This window comes from Actinoplanes sp. NPDC049668 (assembly GCF_044465445.1).
GTDB lineage: Bacteria > Actinomycetota > Actinomycetes > Mycobacteriales > Micromonosporaceae > Actinoplanes.
In genome coordinates this window covers 409,229-425,561 of record NZ_JBITLR010000004.1, presented here as the reverse complement: position 1 = coordinate 425,561, position 16,333 = coordinate 409,229, and the positions used below count along the sequence as shown (strand labels likewise).

Below are 16,333 nucleotides of genomic sequence, written 5' to 3'. Positions count from 1 at the left end.
GCGCTCGACTCAGGCCGTCGTGTGTCCGAAACCCGCCCGGCGGGCTCAGCGGATTCGTCAGACGGCCGATGGGCTGGGCGACGAAGGCGACAGGCGGGGGAGATCATGAACCAGGTGGTGCGGAGCGCGCTACGGCGTGATCGGCTGGCGTTCGCCGGGATGGCGACCGTCATGCTGCTGCTCGCGATCTTCGCCGTCAGCACCGCCTGGCGGACCAGCAACGCCGCCACGAGCGCGGCGCGGGCCGGCGAGATCGAGGAGATGTACTGTGCCGCGGGCGACGCCCTCGACGTCGAGCGGACCCAGCTGCTGGAGTACCGCCGCTCGCCGAACCCGGAGAGCCTGCACGGCTTCATCGCCGCGACCACCTATTTCCGCGACGCGCTGGTCAGCATCGACTCGGCCGTCGAGCCACGCGACCGGGCCATCGTCGCCCGGGTCCGTGAGCAGCACGATGCCTATCTGGGCACCGCGGCCGGGGCCGACTCCACGACCACGGAACCGGCGTTCCGGGAGATGTCGCAGAGCCTCGGCCACGCCGAGGACGACTGGTCCGACATCGCCGCCGAGGGCGTGAACGGCCTGCGGGCCAGCGAGGGCTTCCTGATGTGGGGCACCCCGATCGTTTTCGGTCTGGGCCTGATCCCGCTGGCGCTCTTCGCCCGCCTGCTCTCCGGCTACCAGCGTGCCCTGCGGCACCAGGCCGGGCACGACAGCCTCACCGGGCTGCCGAACCGGGCCGAGTTCGGGCGGCAGATGGACGCCGCCCTGGACCGGGCCGCCGAGAGCGGCGCGGAGGTCACGGTGCTGCTGCTCGACCTCGACCGGTTCAAGGAGATCAACGACACCCTCGGCCACCGGACCGGCGACCGGCTGCTGGTCACCGTCGCCGACCGGCTGCGCGCCGCGGTACGCGACAGCGACCTGATCGCCCGGCTCGGCGGCGACGAGTTCGCGCTGCTGATCACCCAGCCGGGCGGCGACACCCCCGAGATGGTCGCCCAGCGGATCATGGACTCGCTCCGCGAGCCGGTGGTGATCGACGGCGTGGCGCTGGTCGCCGAGGCGACGATCGGCATCGCCCGCCACCCCCGGGACGGCGCCGCGGATGGCGGCGAGCTGCTCCAGCGCGCCGACCTCGCCATGTACTCGGCGAAGGGTTCCGGCGGCGGGATCGCGAGCTACCGGCCCTCGATGGACGAGACCGACGCGCGCAAGCTGTCCCGGCTGGCCGAGCTGCGCCGGGCCCTGACCGAGAACGAGCTGGTCATGCACTACCAGCCGCTGGTCGACGTCGGCAACAAGCGGCTGCACGGCGTCGAGGCGCTGGTGCGCTGGCAGCACCCCGAGGAGGGGCTGCTCGGGCCGATCGAGTTCATCCCGCTGGCCGAGAGCACCGGGCTGATCCACGACCTGACCCGCCACGTCCTGCGGCTCGCGGTCGGCCAGGCCGGCGAGTGGCTGCGGGCGGGCGAGGCGGTGCCGATCTCCGTCAACATCTCGACGCGCTGCCTGCTGGACGTCACGCTGCCCGACACCGTCGAGGCGGTCCTGGCCTCGGCCGGGCTGCCCGCCTCCCTGCTGACGCTGGAGATCACCGAAAGCGCGATCATGGCCGACCCGCAGCGCTCCCGCGAGGTGCTGTCCCGGCTGGAGGCGCTCGGCGCCCGGATCGCGATCGACGACTTCGGCACCGGGTACACCTCGATGGCCTACCTGCGTGACCTGCCGATCCACGAGCTGAAGATCGACCGGACGTTCATCTCCCGGATGGTGGGCGAGTCGAAAGACGCGATCATCGTGCACACGGCGATCGATCTCGCCCACCGCCTGGGCCTGACCACGGTCGCCGAGGGTGTCGAGGACCAGAACACGATGACCGCGCTCGCCGACCTCGACTGCGATCTCGTGCAGGGCTACCTCGTCGGCCGGCCGATGGCCGCCGAGCAGTTCCGGGACTGGCTCGACGCCAGGCTCAACACCCTCGGGGTCAGCTGACGCCCTGGAAGCGGACCTGCGGGTCGTTCTGGGCGGCCGTGCCCCACACCGCGTCGTACCGGGTGGTCTCGCCGGACAGCGTGTACCGGAACCAGTCGGTCAGCAGCCGCCGGGTGAGCTTGAGCTGGGTGGCCCGGTCGATCGACCCGCTGTCGCAGAACAGGCCGCTGCTGTCCATGAAGCCGCAGTGGCTGCCGCCGACGACGGTGCGCAGCTGCTTCGGCGCCGCCTTCGCCTGGTAGATCGGGACCTGGTGGTCGGCCGGCGGCGCGATCGTGTCGCGGTCACCGGACACCAGCATGGCCGGCGTACGCAGGGAGGCGGCGGCAGTGGCCGCGGACGGGTTCGTCTCGGCGGCGGCCAGGTTGCCGACCGCGCCGACCCGCGGGTTGCGGGCGGCCGCGAGCACGCTGGCGCCGCCGCCCATCGAGTGGCCGGACAGGCCGAGCGCGGCCGGGTCGACGTGACCGGCGAACCGCGACCCGGCGGTCGTGTCCTGCGCGACGAACCAGGTCAGGGTGGCGTTCAGGTCGTCGGCGAAGGCCGAGTGGTTGGCCGACAGGCCGCCCTGCGTGGTGGGCGCGGCGACGATGTAGCCCCAGGACGCCAGGTGCTTGAGCGTCGAGGTGTACTTGGCGACGCCCTGCAGGAAGCCGTGGCCGAACACGACGACGCCGAAGTCGCCCGCGGCGACGGCGGTGTTCGCGCCGGCCGACGTGGCCGGGTACCAGACCTTCGCGGCGACCGAGCGGCCACTAGCGGTGGCGGTGACGTCGGTGGTGCCGACGGCGTAGGCACCCGGCGCCGAGGTGTCGTCGGCGGCGTGTGCCGGGGCGGGCGCCACGAAGATCGTCGCGGCGAGGGCGAGTGTGACCAGTGCGGTCCGGGACATCGTGCCTCCAGGGTGATGGAAACGACTGCACGGAGGTGCAGTATCACCGATGTTCAGCATGCTTAGCAATAGATGTGTATCTATGATTAAAACCGGACTCGCCTCCGTCCACATGAAAGAATGATCGAATGGCGGAGGACGGGCACGACGCGGCGCGCACCGAAGTCGGCACCTGGCCGACCGGGCGCCTACTGTCGGTCGCCGCCCGGATGGTGGAGGGCCGCTACCACCAACTCCTTGCCGACTGGGATCTCACCCACGCCGGGTTGATCGTCCTGCACCACCTCGTCGGCGGGCCCCGGTCGCAGCGGGAACTCGCGCACCTGTGCCGGGTGACCGACCAGACGATGAGCCGCACCATCGAGCGGCTGGCGCGCACCGGCCACGTCGAGCGCACGCCGGATGGCCGCGACCGCCGGCGCACCCTGGTCGCGATCAGCGCCGGGGGCGTCGACGCGCTCACCGTGGCCCGCCGGGAGGAGCGGCGGTCCGAGCGGCTGTTCGGCGCGGTGGAGGACTACGAGAACTTCCGGCGCCAGCTCGTCACTTTGATCACCGTCGTCGCCGAGCCGGACCCGGACGACCGGGCCTGACCCGGCCTCAGGCCGCGACGATGCGGAAGACCGGGAAGCCCGGAGCGGCCGCGGCGATGTCCGCCTCGGGGGAATCCGCCTTCAGCCCGTCGAAGAACGCGCCCGTCTCCCACGCCCACTTGCGCAGGTAGAGGCGGATCACCGGCGCCTTGTCCGGGTCGGCGAGCTCCACCGGGGTGAACCGCTCCGCGCGGCGGCCGAGGCGGAGCTCGCCCTCGCCGGCGGCGCGCAGGTTGCGGACCCATTGGGTGTGTCCGCGGGGAGCGACCAGATAGCGCTCGCCCTCGTAGGTGAGCAGATTGACCACCGTGGTGCGGACCTCGCCGCTCTTGCGGCCGCGGACCGCGAGAACGCGGCTGCCCAGCAGGCTGATCCCGCGGGCGGTGAGCCACTTGGCGGCGCCGTTGAAGACGTTGGCGCCGCGCTTGGGTGCCAGGTACCGCATATCGCCTCCTCAATTCTGAGAGCAGTGCTCTCGCTTGAGAGCAGTCAACCGTATCCAGCCGCTCTCAGTCAAGAGCAGTGCTCTCCCGGGAGGTCCGGGCTCATTTGGGCGGTTCGGTGCCCGCCTGCTCGCTGGCGAGGTACTCCGCGTACCAGTCCGGCCAGTTCTCGTCGGCCTCGCCGGTGCGCCGCTCGTGCTCGCCGTGCGCGGCCGCGGCGCGGCGCAACGCGCCCGCCAGGCCGGCCACCGACGTGTATGTCGTCGCGCCGGGGTCGATCCTTCCCGGCAGCCGCGTGGTGACCTCCTGCAGCAGCCAGCCGTTGCCGTCCGGATCGCTGAACGCGGCGAGCGAGCTGTACGTGGCCCGGTCGGGCGCGGGCCCGTCGCCGCGGCCCTGCGGCGTCAGGTGGAATATCTCGCCGACCTCGACGCCCTGCTTGGTCAGCTCGTCGCGCGCCCGCTCGATGTCGGCGACGATCAGGTACAGGTTCCGCACCGATCCGGGCGGGGTCGCCTCGGTACCCGGAGCGAAGTGGATCGAGCAGGACGAGCCCGGCGGGGTGAACTGGATCGCGCGGCCGCCGCCGAGGACGAAGTCCGCGTCGAGCCGCCAGCCGAGGCCGGCGTAGAACGCCTTCGCGCGGTCGAGATCAGCGACCGGGAGGGTGACCACCTCGAGCTTGAGAGAACCGCTGTCGCCGTTGTCGATCATCGCCATCGTGACCCCCTAGAGTGGACTCCGCACCACCGTTTCACCGTCCGCGTTCGGCAGCCAGACGGTGAATCGGCGCATCGTGCGACGCCCGCGAGACAGGAGCCGAGGTGCGGACGATTCTGGTGGTCGGCGGCGGGTACGCCGGCTTCTACACCGCCTGGAAACTGGAGAAGAAGCTCCGCCGGGGCGAGGCGCGCGTGATCGTCGTCGACCCGCGGCCGTACATGACGTATCAGCCGTTCCTGCCGGAGGTCGTGGCCGGCTCGGTCGAGGCGCGGCACGCCGCCGTCTCGCTGCGCCGGCACCTCAGGAGGACCCGGCTGATCGCCGGGCGGGTCAGCCGGATCGACCATGCGAACCGGACGGTCGTCGTGCGCCCGGCCGTCGGCGAGGAGTACCCGCTGGAGTACGACATCATCGTCGTGACCGCGGGCGCGGTGACCCGCGTCCTGGCCGTGCCCGGCGTGGCCGAGCACGCGATCGGCATGAAGCACGTCGAGGAGGCCGTCGCGATCCGCGACCGGTTGCTGACCGCCTTCGACCAGGCCGCCGGGCTGCCGCCCGGCCCGCAGCGGCGCAAGCTGCTCACCGTCACGTTCGTCGGCGGCGGTTTCTCCGGCGTCGAGGGCTTCGGCGAGCTGCTGACGCTGGCTCGGGCTCTGGTCCGGCGCTACCCCGAGCTGAGCCGCGACGAGCTGAGCTTCCACCTCGTGGAGGCCAGCGGCCGGATCCTGCCGGAGGTCGGCGACGGGCCCGGCGAATGGGTGGTGCGCTCGCTGGAGAAGCGCGGCGCTCGCGTGCACCTCAACAGCCAGCTGGTCTCCGCGAGCGACGGCCGGGTGGTGCTGTCCACGGGCGAGGAGTTCGACTCCGAGCTGATCGTCTGGACCGTCGGCAACGCCGCGAACCCGATGGTGCACAACCACACCGACCTGCCCATCAACGCGCGCGGCATGCTGGTGGTCCGGGCCGACCTGCGGGTCGGCACCGACGCGGCGCCGGTGCCGGACGCGTGGGGCGCCGGCGACGACGCGGCCGTGCCCGACCTCGCCGCCGGCAGCGGCGGCACGACGACGGTGCCGAACGCCCAGCACGCGGTGCGGCAGGGCAAGCTGCTGGCCCGGAACCTGATCGCCACGCTGCGCGGACGCGAGCCGAAGCCGTACCTGCACCACAGCCTGGGTGTCGTCGCCACGCTGGGCATCGGGCGCGGCCTCTTCCAGTTCCGCCGACTGGTCATCAAGGGCTTCCCGGCCTGGCTGATGCACCGCGGCTATCACGTGCTGGCGGTGCCGACCTGGGAGCGCAAGGTGCGGGTGTTCGCGGTGTGGGCGACCGCCGCGCTGTTCGGCCGGGACATCGTCTCGCTGACCTCGGTGCAGCACCCCCGGGAGGCGTTCGTGACCGGCGCCGCCGATCCACCGCGGACGCCCGCCATGCGCTCGGGTGAGAGCCGGTAGCCGCCGACAGGCCGTTGTGCGACGGAACCCACCGTAAGATCGTCTTCCGCGACGACACGAACGCAGAGAGGCGGTGTGACGCGGATGAGGACCAGCCGGCTGGAGGCGTTCAGCGATGGGGTACTCGCCATCATCATCACGATCATGGTGCTGGAGCTGAAGATTCCGGAGGGCCACGAGCTCACCGACCTCGTACACGCGACCGGCGTCGGGCTGCTGACCTATCTGCTCAGCTTCGTCTACATCGGCGTCTACTGGAACAACCACCATCACATGTTCCACCTGGTGCGGCAGGTCAACGGCGCGGTGCTGTGGGCGAACCTGGCGCTGCTGTTCTGCCTGTCGCTGCTCCCGTTCACCACGGCCTGGATGGACGAGTCGAAGTTCGCGGTGACCCCGGTCGTCGTCTACGGTCTGAACCTGCTCTGCGCGGCCGTCGCGTACTTCGTGCTGCAGACGGTGATCATCCGGCAGCAGGGCGCGGAGTCGCCGCTGCGGGAGGCCGTCGGCGCCGACCTCAAGGGCAAGCTCTCCCCGTGTTCTACCTCGCCGGGATCCTCAGCGCCCTGACGATCGACCGGGACGGGCACGTCGGTGTCGGCATCGCCGTGGCGTGCTACGTCGGCGCGGCGATCATGTGGGTCGTTCCCGACCGCCGCATCGATCGGGCCGTCCGCCGGCACGCGACCCCGGACTGAGGGCCGCGCTCGGTCAGGATCCGGTACGGCGCCGGGGATCCCCATTCATGCCGTTTCTCTGGTCGGCGAGGAATGACGAGACCCAGGACAGGCTTGAGTTCCAGTTGATGGTGATTTCGTTGGTGGAGTAGGCGTTGATGTCGTCCAGGTAGCAGAACTGGGCGACGCAGCCGGCGAGTTTCACCCTGGACAGCGGATCCTGCAGGCCGGAGTTCGGGCCGCCGGCGACCGTGCCGGCCGGCGGGTGTGGCAGCCTCGGGTCGAGTTGATGCGCGTACATCCGGGAGTGCTGGTTCTGGGCGAAGACCGTGCCGTAGCCGGTGACGTACGAGATGTTCAGCGCGTTGCGGCCGAACAGGAAGTCCGCGGCGGTGAGCACCGCTTCGGCGTATCTGGATCGGCCGGTGAGGTCGTACGCGGTGCCGATTACCACCATGTTGTTGAGAATCGAGCTGTTCGAGCCCCACACCCACCTGTTGTCCGAGGGCGCGTACGGCTGCCCGTACGCCTGGGTGGATTGCAGTGCGACCAGGGCGTTCGCGGCCGCGACCACCGAGGCGCGGACGTTGCGCCGGCCGGGCAGGTCGTTGTCGACGGTGGCGAGGTCGAGCCGGCCCAGCGCCGCGGTCGAGCCCCAGTAGAAGCCGTCCGGGTCGAAGACGTTCGTGGTGTGCAGCGGCGAGCCGAGCACGTCGGTGCGGTAGGCCCGCTCGCCGGTGGTGAGGTACAGCTCGGCGGCGGCCCAATAGAACTCGTCGGTCGCGTCGCCGTCGGCGTACGCGCCGCCACCGGTGCCGTCGGCGTTCGAGGCGTACAGCGCCGGGTTGGCCTCGGCGGCGGCGTAGGCGGTGCGGGCCGCGGTCAGCAGACGGCGGGCGTACGCCCGGTCGAAGCGCTTGAACAGCCTGGCGCCCTGGGCCGCCGCGGCGGCCAGGTTGAGCGTCGCGGCGGTCGACGGCCGGTGCAGCGCACGGGGTTTCGCGTCCGCCGCGGGCGCGAGCGGAAGTCCGGTCCACGTGGTATCGCTGATCTTGTGGTAGGCCATCCCGGCCAGCGGCTGACCATCCGGCACCTGCATCCGCAGCAGGAAGTCGAGCTCCCAGCGTGCCTCGTCGAGGATGTCCGGCACGTTGTCGCCCACCTCGGGGATCCGTAGCGTCCCGTCCCGCAGCGCGTGCCTGTCGGTGTCGTCGGCGGTCCGGTTGCGCTCGTACTCGGACAGCAGTTGAGCGACCGCGATCCCGCCGTTGACGACATACTTGCCGTGGTCGCCGGCGTCGTACCAGCCACCGGTGACGTCGCGGGTGAAGCCGGCCGGACAGGTCCAGTTGTCCGCGAACACCGCCGGCGGCAGGCACGGCACTGCGGTGTCGCCCTGGTTCGGCGCGACGCCGACGTGTCCGGCGGCGCGTGCGTAACCCGGCGCGATCGTGTCGAGGATCGGGGTACCGCTGCGCTGGGTGTAGAAGAAGGTCTTGCTGTCGACCCGCAGTGCCTGGTACGCGGTGTCGGAGATCGGGAACGGATGGCTGGTCGCGCCGTCCGCGGTGAGGGTGTACCCGGAGCCGCCGCGGCGGTACGACGAGAAGTCGAGCGTCTGCACGTTCTGGCCCGAGGTCGGGTCGACGCCGCGGGCTCTGGTCCAGCCGCTGCGGACGACCTTGCCCTCGGCGTCGTTCAGCGTCCAGGGCACCGCCGCCGTCGCGGTCGTGACCAGGGTGGCCGCCTTCGGCCCGTACGGAAGGTAGCCGACCTGGTTGACGCGCATCCGCGGTCCGGTATCCGGCTGGTACGGCAGGACCGGCTTGCCGCCCTTGAGGCTGACGTTGTCGATGCAGAAGGTGAAGTCGGGCTTGCCGCCGAACTGGAATCCCAGCTGGCCGTCGGCGAAGTCGCCCTTGCCGGTGCCGGTCACCGTGTACGTGGTCATCCCGGGCGTCATGGTCTTGACGCTGCTCAGCACGGTGGAGTAGCTGCCGGAGTTCTGCTGGAACACCACCGTCACCGGCACCGCGGCGGTGCCGCTCGCATCGAACGTCAGGGTGTAGGTCGCCCCGTTCTGGATCTGCAGGTGCGGCAGGGCCAGCATCGAGTCCCACGGGTTGATCGAGCCGGTGCCGGTGTCGACACAGGCCTGCCCGTCGACCACGCGCAGCTTCCCGCCCGCGGTTCCGTACGCCACCCACGGTGCGACCGTGGTGTCGAAGGTGCCGTTGGTGACCTGGTCGAATTCGTCGGCGGCCCGGGCCGTACCCGGGCATGCGACGGCGACCAGGGTGACGCCGGCCAGCACCGCCGGGATTCTCGTCGTGTGCACGGGAGCGTTCCCTTCAGCTTTCCTTGAGCCAGCGCTGCCGCAGGACATGCGCGGCCGCCTTCGGTCGGCGGTCTCGGGTGAACACGCCCTTCCGGTTTCCGCCGACCCGCATGATGCCGGGCGTGGTGGCGAAATCGGCGAAGTTCCATACGTGCTCGCCGACCACGGCATCGATGCGGTCGAATACCCGGTGATTCATGTCGAGGTACGCGACCTGGTACTCCTCGGTCCAGGGTTGTGGCGCGACCGAGTGCAGCCCGGGATAGGCGTCCGCGCCGTACTCGGCGATGAGGATCGGCTTGTTCTCTGCGCCCCAGGCCCGGAGCTCCTCCTCCCAGGCGATCTCGGCCGCGGCCAGGTCACCGGGCAGGACGTACCAGCCGTAGTAGCGGTTGAGCATCAGTAAGTCGGCGAACTGCGCGACCCGGCACCTGCCGTGCGGTGCCAGCGCGTCGTTGGCGAAGCTGACCGGCCGGCTGGCATCGAGCTCACGGGTCAGCTCGAACAACGGCCGGAAGTAGGCCTCGGCCGCTTCGGTGCCGGACTCGGGTTCGTTCGCGATCGACCAGATGACCACGCTCGGATGGTTCTTGTCGCGCGCCACCAGCTCGCGGATGGCCTGGGCGTGAACCTCGCGGGTCCGCTCGTTGATCGTGTCGTCGCTGAACGTCGGGTAGTCGGCCGCGCCGAAGACTCCCTCGCCGGTCCGGACGTTGAGCCCGACCGCGGCGACCTCGTCTATGACGACGATGCCGCGCCGGTCCGCGTAGTCCAGCACGTCCTCGGAGTACGGGTAGTGCGACGTCCGGAATGAGTTGGCGCCGATCCACTCGAACAAATCGAAGTCGTGCACCAGGAACGCGTCGTTGTGACCCTTGCCGGTGACGGCGAGATCCTCGTGCTTGCCGAACCCGGTGAAATAGAACGGCTCGCCGTTGATGAGAAACCGGTTACCCGCCACGGAGACGGTCCGGACACCGACGCTCTGGTGGTAACTGTCGACGATCTCGCCGGTCGCGGTGACCAGCTGGACCTCGAGGTCGTACAGGTAGCCGTCGCCGGGCGCCCACGGATGCACGTCGCGGACGGTCAGGACGCCCCGCGCCCCGCGCCGCCGTCCGACCACGGTGCCGCCCGCGTCGCGCAGCACGACCTGCGGTGCGGCCGATCCGGCCCCGGCCGCCTCGACCACGTAGTGCAGGACGCCGGTGGACTCGTCGAGGTCGGTCACCACGGCGATGTCGGTGATGTGCGCGGCCGGCGTGGCGTACAGCCAGACGCTGCGGTGCAGGCCGGCGTAGTTGAAGAAGTCGTGCCAGTAGCGCTGGCGAGGGCCGGCGGCGGTGTCCTCGACGACGCCCGGCGGCACGCTCTCGAAGGTCAGCGTGTTGTCGACCGCGACAGTGATCCGAGCGGTCTCGCCGGCCGTGACAAGGTTCGTGACGTCCGCCTCGAAGGGCGTGTATCCGCCCTCGTGCGACACCACCTCGGTGTCGTCGACCCAGACCGTGGCGCGGTGCGTCGCGGACTCGAAGTGCAGGACGATGCGATCCCCCGCCCAGCCTCGGGGCACCCGAACCTCGGTCTGATACCAGACCTCACCGAGGTGATCCCGCACGCGTGCGTCGGCGGCCACCTCGTTGTAGCTCGCCGGCACGGCCATCTCCCGCGCCTGCCTCAATGCGGCCGTGAACCATCGGCCGGCACGTCCGGCGCCGCCCGGATCCAGCGCGAACCGCCAGAGTCCGTTGAGCAGCTTGCGTTCCCGCGTCGCGGTGTCTTGAGGTCGAAGCACGCCCGTATTGAAGGCTCTGGGCCTCCACCGCACAACGTATTGCTCTCGCTCAATCCGAATCGAGCAGATTCGATCATCACGGCGATCCACTCGGGACTGGTCGATCGCGATCGAAAGGGATCGATTGTAACCGGCCTGTAGCCGGACCGTAAAACCAAGTCTACTTATTGATGTCGATGTCCCCTTCCTCCGTCCGGAAAGGACCCATCGATGAGAAGACAACGAATTCGACTGCTGCCGCCGGCCCTGTCGCTGGTGCTGGCCGTCGGCACCGCGGTCGCGGTTTCGACGCCGGCAAACGCCGCCCCCGGCCCGATCTGCACCCGGTTCGGCTCGACCGTGCAGGGCAACTACTACGTACAGAACAATGTCTGGGGCAGTACCGCCACCCAGTGCATCAACGTGACCGGTAGCGGCTTCCAGATCACCCGTCAGGACGGCGTCAACGCATCCGGGCCGGTGTCCTACCCCTCGATCTTCCTCGGCTGCCACTACACGCTGTGCAGCCCGGGCATGCGTACGCCGCGGCAGATCAGCGGCATCAGCAGCGCCCGGAGCAGCATCAGCTACACGTTCACCAACGCCAAGTACGTGGCGGCCTATGACATCTGGCTGGATCCCACGCCGAAGACCAACGGCGTCAACCAGCAGGAGATCATGATCTGGTTCAACAAGTCGGCAACCCCGCAACCCATCGGCTCGGTCACCGGTACGGCGTCCGTCGGCGGTCGCAGCTGGCAGGTCTGGACCGGGAGCAACGGCAAGAACAACGTCATCTCGTACGTCTCGACGTCGGCGATCTCGAGCTGGAGCTTCGACGTCAAGGCGTTCCTGAACGACGCGATCGCCCGAGGACATGGATCCAGCAGCTGGTATCTCACCAGCATCCAGGCGGGATTCGAACCGTGGGCCGGCGGTATCGGCCTGACCGTCAACTCGTTCTCCGCGTCGGTGAGCTGACCGGCGCGGCGACGTGACGGCATGTCCCGGACCACCGAGGGCGTGCCGTCACGCCTTGACTGCCCCGTCCATGATCCCGCCGATGATCTGCCGGCCGAACAGGATGAAGACGATCAGCAGCGGCAGCGTGGCGACCAGGACCCCGGCGAACATCAGCGTGTAGTCGGTGTAATACGTGGTGGAGAGCTGATTGAGCGAGAACTGCACGGTCGGGTTGTCGGCCTCGAGCACGGCCAGCGGCCACAGGAACTCGTTCCAGGTGGCCATGAAGGTGAACAGCCCGAGCACGGCGGCGCCCGGCCGCAACGCGGGCAACACGATGCTCCAGAAGATCCGGAACGTGGTGCCGCCGTCGATCCGGGCCGACTCGATGAGTTCGTCGGGCACCGCCCGCTCGGCGTACTGGCGCATGAGGAACACCCCGAACGCCGAGACCAGGAACGGCACGATGACCGCCTGCAACCTGTTCTGCCAACCGAGCTGCACCATGATCATGTAGAGCGGAATGATGCCCATCTGTACCGGGATCATCATCGTCGCCAGGAGTACCACCAGCAGTCCGTTGCGCCCGCGGAACCGCAGCTTGCTGAACGCGAACCCGGCCAGCGAGCTGAAGAACACCACCGCGACCGTCACCGCGATCGAGGCGATCGCCGAGTTGGCCATGCCGAGCATGAAATGCGCGTCCTCCGCGTCGAACAGCCGCCGGAGATTGTCGGTGAGATTTCCGCCCGGCAGCAACGGCGGCGGCCAGTCGCCGATCACGTCGTTGGTCCGGGTAGCCACCACGAACAGCCAGTACAGCGGAAACGCCGACAGGGCGACCGCGATCAGCAGGACGGCGTGCAGCAAGGGATGTGACTTACGCACGACCGCCCCAAATCCGAGTGAGGAGAAAGTTGATCGAGGTCAGGAGCATGATGAGTATGAAGATCATCCAGGCGACCGCCGAGCCGTAGCCATAGTCGAAGTCCCGGAACGCCTTCTCGAACATGTACATCGAGACCGTCTGGAACTGCCGCAGACTGCCGCCCGAGATGGCGAAACCACCCTGGCCGAAGATCAACGGCTCGGTGAACAACTGCGTGCCACCGATCGTCGAAACGATCACCGTGAAGAGCACCGCGGGCCGGATCATCGGCACGGTGATGGCCCAGAACTGCCGGGCCTTGGTGGCACCGTCGATCTCGGCCGCCTCGTAGAGATCGTGCGGCACCGCCTGCATGGCGGCCAGATAGATCAGCGCGTTGTAGCCGGTCCAGCGCCAGCTGACCATCGTGGAGATCGCGATCCAGGACGACCACTTGTCCGCGTGCCAGTCGATCGGCTGCACGCCGACCAGGTGCAGCAGCCCGTTCACCAGGCCGGCGTCGCGGTCGAAGATCTGGCTGAAGACGATGCCCACAGCGGCCACCGACGTGACGATCGGTGCGAGGACGCCGAGTCGGTAGAACGCCAGTCCTCTCATGCGCTGATTCAGCGCGTTCGCGAGGATCAGGGCGATGACCAGCTGTGGCACGGTGCCGAGAATCAGCATGCCGATGGTGTTGACGATCGCATTCCAGAAATTCGGGTCCCCGAACAGGGTCACGAAGTTGTCGAGACCCACGAATCCCTGAGCGCCGGAGATGTCCCAGGCGTGCAGGGACACCCAAGCGGTGTACCCCACCGGGAACACCCCGAAGATCCCGAAAATCACGAAGAACGGAGCGATGAAGAGGTACGGGGAGGCCGCCGTGTCCAGCCGGTCCCGCAGCCGGCCTCGTTGTCTCCTGGCGGCAGGTCCGCCGCCGGACGCGCCCTCGGCCGGGCGCTCGCGCGATCGAGTCACCGACATCTGTCCCTACCGTCCGGCGGGACTACTCGGCCACCCGTTTCGCCTCGGCGACGGCGTTGGCCCAGGCCTCCTCCGGGCTGAGCTTGCCCTGTTCAATGGCCGTCAGCGCGTTCGTCACCCGGTCGTTCACCGGGTTGTTGGCCGGGCCGAGATAGACCGGCTTCAGCGCCTTCACGCTGTCACCGAAGATCTTCCCGACCGGCGCGTCGTTGAAGTACGCGTTGGTGAAGTTCCGCACCGCCGGTTCGTCGATCGCCTTGGGCGACGACGGGAAGTTGTTCACCGCCTTGAACGCCGCCATCTGGCCCGAGGGACTGGTCAGGAACTTCACCAGCTCCGCCGCCTCCTGCTGGTGTTTGCTCTGTGTCGGTACGGCCAGGAACGAGCCACCGCGTACGGCGCCGTTGCCGGGCACCTTCGTCACGTCCCACTTGCCGGCGTTCTCCGGGCCGGACTGCTTCTCGATGGTGCCGAGCATCCAGGAGGGGCAGGGAATGGTGGCGAACCTGCCGTTCTTGAAGCCGGCGTTCCACTGCGGGCTGTAGGCCGCGATGTTCCCGGACAGCCCTGCCTGGATCATCTGGACGGTCTTGTCCCACGCCGCCTTCACCGCCGGGTTGGTGTCGATGACCAGGTTGTTCGCGGTGTCGTAGTAGGTGTGGTCGCTGAGCTGCATCAGCATGTTCAGGTACACGCTGCCGGACGAGTCGAAGAAGCTCGCCCCGGTCTTGGCCGTCATGAACCTCTGCCCGGTGGCCAGATACGCGTCCCAGGTCGGCCACAGCGCGCCCACCTGGTCGCGGCCGGTGGGCAGGCCGGCCTTGGCGAACAGGTCCGTGCGATAGCACATGCCCTGCGCACCGACGTCGGTGCCGAGACCGACCAGCTTCGCACCGTCCGACGTGAGCCCCTGCTTCCACTTCCATTCGAGGAAATCGCCCTGCAGCGAGCTCGCACCGTGGTCCAGCAGGTTGACGAACTTGTCGGGTTTGGCCATGAACTGGATGAGGATGCCCTCCTCCAACGCCACCACGTCACCCGCACCGCTGCCGGAGGCCATCCACTGCTGCAGCTTGGGCGTGTAGTCGCCGAGCTTCCCGATGTTCTCTTCTTTGATCTTGATGCCGGGATGGCTGGACTCGTACTGCTTGTAGAGATCCTGGTAGCCGAACTGACTGAAGGTCTTGACCACCAGCGTGGTCTGGCCCGGCTCCTCCGAGCCGTCCGCGCCACCGCACGCGGTCGCCGCCGCCAGCAGCGCACACAACCCGATGGCGAGCGGTGCCCGCCGTCCTCGTAATCTCATATCCGCCTCGAATCCGTAAGCGCTGACAGTCATCACGACGGCCTCGAGTAGGCGCGATTTCCCTCCGTGCGGGCTACAGTCCAGCCATGCTCGGTCCTGATCGATCACAATCGATCACGCGACGGGCGAGCCTGGAGAACAGACGCGACGGGACAGCCGGGGCGGTGCCACATGCCGACACAACGAGCGTTCAACATGCAACGCCGGGAGCGCCTGATGATCGAGCTCCGGCAGCACGGTGCGGTCCGGGTCGTCGAGCTCGCCGAGCTTCTCCAGGTCAGTCAGATCACCGTGCGGCGGGACATCGCCGCGCTGGCGCAGGCGAGGCTGCTCACGAAGGTGCACGGCGGGGCCGTGCTGCCGACGGAGCTCTCGCCGGCGCCCCGGCGAGCCCGGAAGCCGGCCACCCGGTTCACCCTCGGCATGGTCGTACCGACACTGGACTTCTTCTGGCCACCGGTCATCGCGGGTGCGCGCACCGCATCGGCCGTGCTGGGTGTCGACATCCGGTTGCGTGGTTCGAGCTACGACGTCGGCGAGGATCGCCGCCAGATCACCCGACTGCTCGACTCCGAACAGATCTCAGGCCTGCTCCTCGCGCCGGACCTGGACTCCGAGCACGGCGACGAGATGCTCGCTTGGATCGCCGGGCTGCCGGTGCCGTGCGTCATGATGGAACGGCAGACGCCGTCGGCGCGGCTCGACTCCATCAAGGAAGCGGAACGGACTCCGCCGGCGAAACGGAGCTCCGCTCCCCCGCTCGAATGGGTACGCAGCGATCACGATGCCGGGGTCGAGACCGCACTGCGCCACCTCGTACGCCAGGGAAACCGCCGGATCGGCCTCGTGCTGACCCCGATCAGCCCCAACGCCGACCACATCGCCCAGGGCTTCGCGCGGGCCTGTTCCCGCCTGAACCTCGCCGGCGATCTGGTTTTCCGTGCGTCCGTACGGCCGGGCACACCCGACTACCGCGGTCACCTCGCCGCCATCCTGCGCCGTTGTCAGCAGGCTGGAGCGACGGCGTTGGTGGTGCACAGCGATCCGGACGCCATCTCGCTCGTTCAGTTCTGCGCCGAACAGGGCATCGCGGTCCCTCAGGACCTGGCCATCGTCTCGTACGACGACGAGATCGCGCAGCTGGGCGAACCCCCATTGACCGCGATCCGCCCAGCGAAGGGCCACCTCGGCCGGATGGCGGTCGAGCTGCTCGTCTCCCGGCTGATCGAGGGCTCCCGTCGGCCGGCCCACCGCCTGCTGGTCGTTCCCGAGCTCGTCGTCCGGAGCTCATCGGTGCGGCCCACACGGCTCTGACCA

General features: G+C 69.0%; 15 protein-coding genes. 7 read left to right on the top strand and 8 right to left on the bottom strand.

From position 1 onward, the window contains the following. Positions 1-105: 105 nt before the first annotated feature. On the top strand, positions 106-1,998 hold the full coding sequence (locus ACIBSW_RS19195) for an EAL domain-containing protein (protein WP_354727920.1): 1,893 nt from the start codon (positions 106-108) through the stop codon (positions 1,996-1,998). Here ACIBSW_RS19195 and ACIBSW_RS19190 read toward each other — a convergent pair. Continuing rightward, the gene (locus ACIBSW_RS19190; RefSeq protein WP_354727922.1) at positions 1,991-2,890 is read right to left on the bottom strand and encodes a serine aminopeptidase domain-containing protein; all 900 of its coding nucleotides are present in this window, start codon (positions 2,888-2,890) and stop codon (positions 1,991-1,993) included. The two genes, ACIBSW_RS19195 and ACIBSW_RS19190, sit on opposite strands and share 8 nt — an antisense overlap. A gap of 128 nt (positions 2,891-3,018) precedes the next feature. Here ACIBSW_RS19190 and ACIBSW_RS19185 point away from each other — a divergent pair, with 128 nt between their 5' ends. Then, complete coding sequence (locus ACIBSW_RS19185; RefSeq protein ID WP_354727924.1) at positions 3,019-3,483, top strand: helix-turn-helix domain-containing protein; 465 nt, start codon at positions 3,019-3,021, stop codon at positions 3,481-3,483. A gap of 7 nt (positions 3,484-3,490) precedes the next feature. On the opposite strand, the gene ACIBSW_RS19180 is transcribed toward ACIBSW_RS19185, so the two are convergent. Together ACIBSW_RS19180 and ACIBSW_RS19175 are read right to left on the bottom strand one after the other, a co-directional pair. Further along, positions 3,491-3,928, bottom strand: a complete 438-nt coding sequence (locus ACIBSW_RS19180; protein ID WP_354727926.1) for a nitroreductase family deazaflavin-dependent oxidoreductase — start codon at positions 3,926-3,928, stop codon at positions 3,491-3,493. Positions 3,929-4,028: 100 nt separating this feature from the next. Further along, positions 4,029-4,646, bottom strand: a complete 618-nt coding sequence (locus tag ACIBSW_RS19175; protein WP_354727928.1) for a VOC family protein — start codon at positions 4,644-4,646, stop codon at positions 4,029-4,031. Positions 4,647-4,750: 104 nt separating this feature from the next. Between ACIBSW_RS19175 and ACIBSW_RS19170 the strand changes: the two genes are divergently transcribed. The 3 genes from ACIBSW_RS19170 (at position 4,751) to ACIBSW_RS19160 (ending at position 6,801) form a co-directional block, all read left to right on the top strand. After that, positions 4,751-6,103, top strand: a complete 1,353-nt coding sequence (locus tag ACIBSW_RS19170) for an FAD-dependent oxidoreductase (RefSeq protein WP_354727930.1) — start codon at positions 4,751-4,753, stop codon at positions 6,101-6,103. 84 nt (positions 6,104-6,187) lie between these two features. Beyond that, positions 6,188-6,673, top strand: coding sequence for a TMEM175 family protein (locus ACIBSW_RS19165; protein WP_354727932.1), 486 nt, complete (start codon positions 6,188-6,190; stop codon positions 6,671-6,673). Beyond that, positions 6,640-6,801: a hypothetical protein gene (locus ACIBSW_RS19160; RefSeq protein ID WP_354727934.1), complete on the top strand. Its 162-nt coding sequence runs from the start codon at positions 6,640-6,642 to the stop codon at positions 6,799-6,801. Before ACIBSW_RS19165 ends, ACIBSW_RS19160 begins: the two co-directional genes overlap by 34 nt. Positions 6,802-6,814: 13 nt before the next feature. Here the strand turns inward: ACIBSW_RS19160 and ACIBSW_RS19155 are convergent, their stop codons facing one another. Both ACIBSW_RS19155 and uidA read right to left on the bottom strand, forming a co-directional pair. After that, the gene (locus ACIBSW_RS19155) at positions 6,815-9,118 is read right to left on the bottom strand and encodes a glycoside hydrolase family 9 protein (protein ID WP_354727936.1); all 2,304 of its coding nucleotides are present in this window, start codon (positions 9,116-9,118) and stop codon (positions 6,815-6,817) included. A 13-nt stretch (positions 9,119-9,131) separates the two neighbouring features. After that, positions 9,132-10,913, bottom strand: coding sequence for a beta-glucuronidase (gene uidA, locus ACIBSW_RS19150; protein WP_354727938.1), 1,782 nt, complete (start codon positions 10,911-10,913; stop codon positions 9,132-9,134). A 210-nt stretch (positions 10,914-11,123) separates the two neighbouring features. Between uidA and ACIBSW_RS19145 the strand changes: the two genes are divergently transcribed. Beyond that, complete coding sequence (locus ACIBSW_RS19145) at positions 11,124-11,873, top strand: GH12 family glycosyl hydrolase domain-containing protein (protein WP_354727940.1); 750 nt, start codon at positions 11,124-11,126, stop codon at positions 11,871-11,873. A 48-nt stretch (positions 11,874-11,921) separates the two neighbouring features. Here ACIBSW_RS19145 and ACIBSW_RS19140 read toward each other — a convergent pair whose 3' ends face one another. Genes ACIBSW_RS19140 through ACIBSW_RS19130 form a run of 3 tightly spaced genes read right to left on the bottom strand, consistent with a single transcriptional unit; the run spans position 11,922 to position 15,049 of the window. Next, positions 11,922-12,743, bottom strand: coding sequence for a carbohydrate ABC transporter permease (locus tag ACIBSW_RS19140; protein WP_354727942.1), 822 nt, complete (start codon positions 12,741-12,743; stop codon positions 11,922-11,924). Beyond that, on the bottom strand, positions 12,736-13,710 hold the full coding sequence (locus ACIBSW_RS19135) for a sugar ABC transporter permease (protein ID WP_354727944.1): 975 nt from the start codon (positions 13,708-13,710) through the stop codon (positions 12,736-12,738). The genes ACIBSW_RS19140 and ACIBSW_RS19135 overlap by 8 nt, the downstream gene beginning before the upstream one ends. 22 nt (positions 13,711-13,732) lie before the next feature. Beyond that, the gene (locus tag ACIBSW_RS19130) at positions 13,733-15,049 is read right to left on the bottom strand and encodes an extracellular solute-binding protein (protein WP_354727946.1); all 1,317 of its coding nucleotides are present in this window, start codon (positions 15,047-15,049) and stop codon (positions 13,733-13,735) included. A 138-nt stretch (positions 15,050-15,187) separates the two neighbouring features. Here ACIBSW_RS19130 and ACIBSW_RS19125 point away from each other — a divergent pair, with 138 nt between their 5' ends. Then, a complete protein-coding gene (locus ACIBSW_RS19125; RefSeq protein WP_354727948.1) occupies positions 15,188-16,330 on the top strand; it encodes a substrate-binding domain-containing protein in 1,143 nt (380 codons plus the stop codon). The last annotated feature ends 3 nt before the right edge of the window (positions 16,331-16,333 follow it).

Excerpts from the sequence above, each read along its gene's own strand:
- ACIBSW_RS19195 (WP_354727920.1), top strand. The coding sequence starts at position 106 with ATGAACCAGGTGGTGCGGAGCGCGCTACGGCGTGATCGGCTGGCGTTC.
- ACIBSW_RS19190 (WP_354727922.1), bottom strand. The coding sequence starts at position 2,890 with ATGTCCCGGACCGCACTGGTCACACTCGCCCTCGCCGCGACGATCTTC.
- ACIBSW_RS19185 (WP_354727924.1), top strand. The coding sequence starts at position 3,019 with ATGGCGGAGGACGGGCACGACGCGGCGCGCACCGAAGTCGGCACCTGG.
- ACIBSW_RS19180 (WP_354727926.1), bottom strand. The coding sequence starts at position 3,928 with ATGCGGTACCTGGCACCCAAGCGCGGCGCCAACGTCTTCAACGGCGCC.
- ACIBSW_RS19175 (WP_354727928.1), bottom strand. The coding sequence starts at position 4,646 with ATGGCGATGATCGACAACGGCGACAGCGGTTCTCTCAAGCTCGAGGTG.
- ACIBSW_RS19165 (WP_354727932.1), top strand. The coding sequence starts at position 6,188 with ATGAGGACCAGCCGGCTGGAGGCGTTCAGCGATGGGGTACTCGCCATC.
- ACIBSW_RS19145 (WP_354727940.1), top strand. The coding sequence starts at position 11,124 with ATGAGAAGACAACGAATTCGACTGCTGCCGCCGGCCCTGTCGCTGGTG.
- ACIBSW_RS19135 (WP_354727944.1), bottom strand. The coding sequence starts at position 13,710 with ATGTCGGTGACTCGATCGCGCGAGCGCCCGGCCGAGGGCGCGTCCGGC.
- ACIBSW_RS19130 (WP_354727946.1), bottom strand. The coding sequence starts at position 15,049 with ATGACTGTCAGCGCTTACGGATTCGAGGCGGATATGAGATTACGAGGA.
- ACIBSW_RS19125 (WP_354727948.1), top strand. The coding sequence starts at position 15,188 with ATGCCGACACAACGAGCGTTCAACATGCAACGCCGGGAGCGCCTGATG.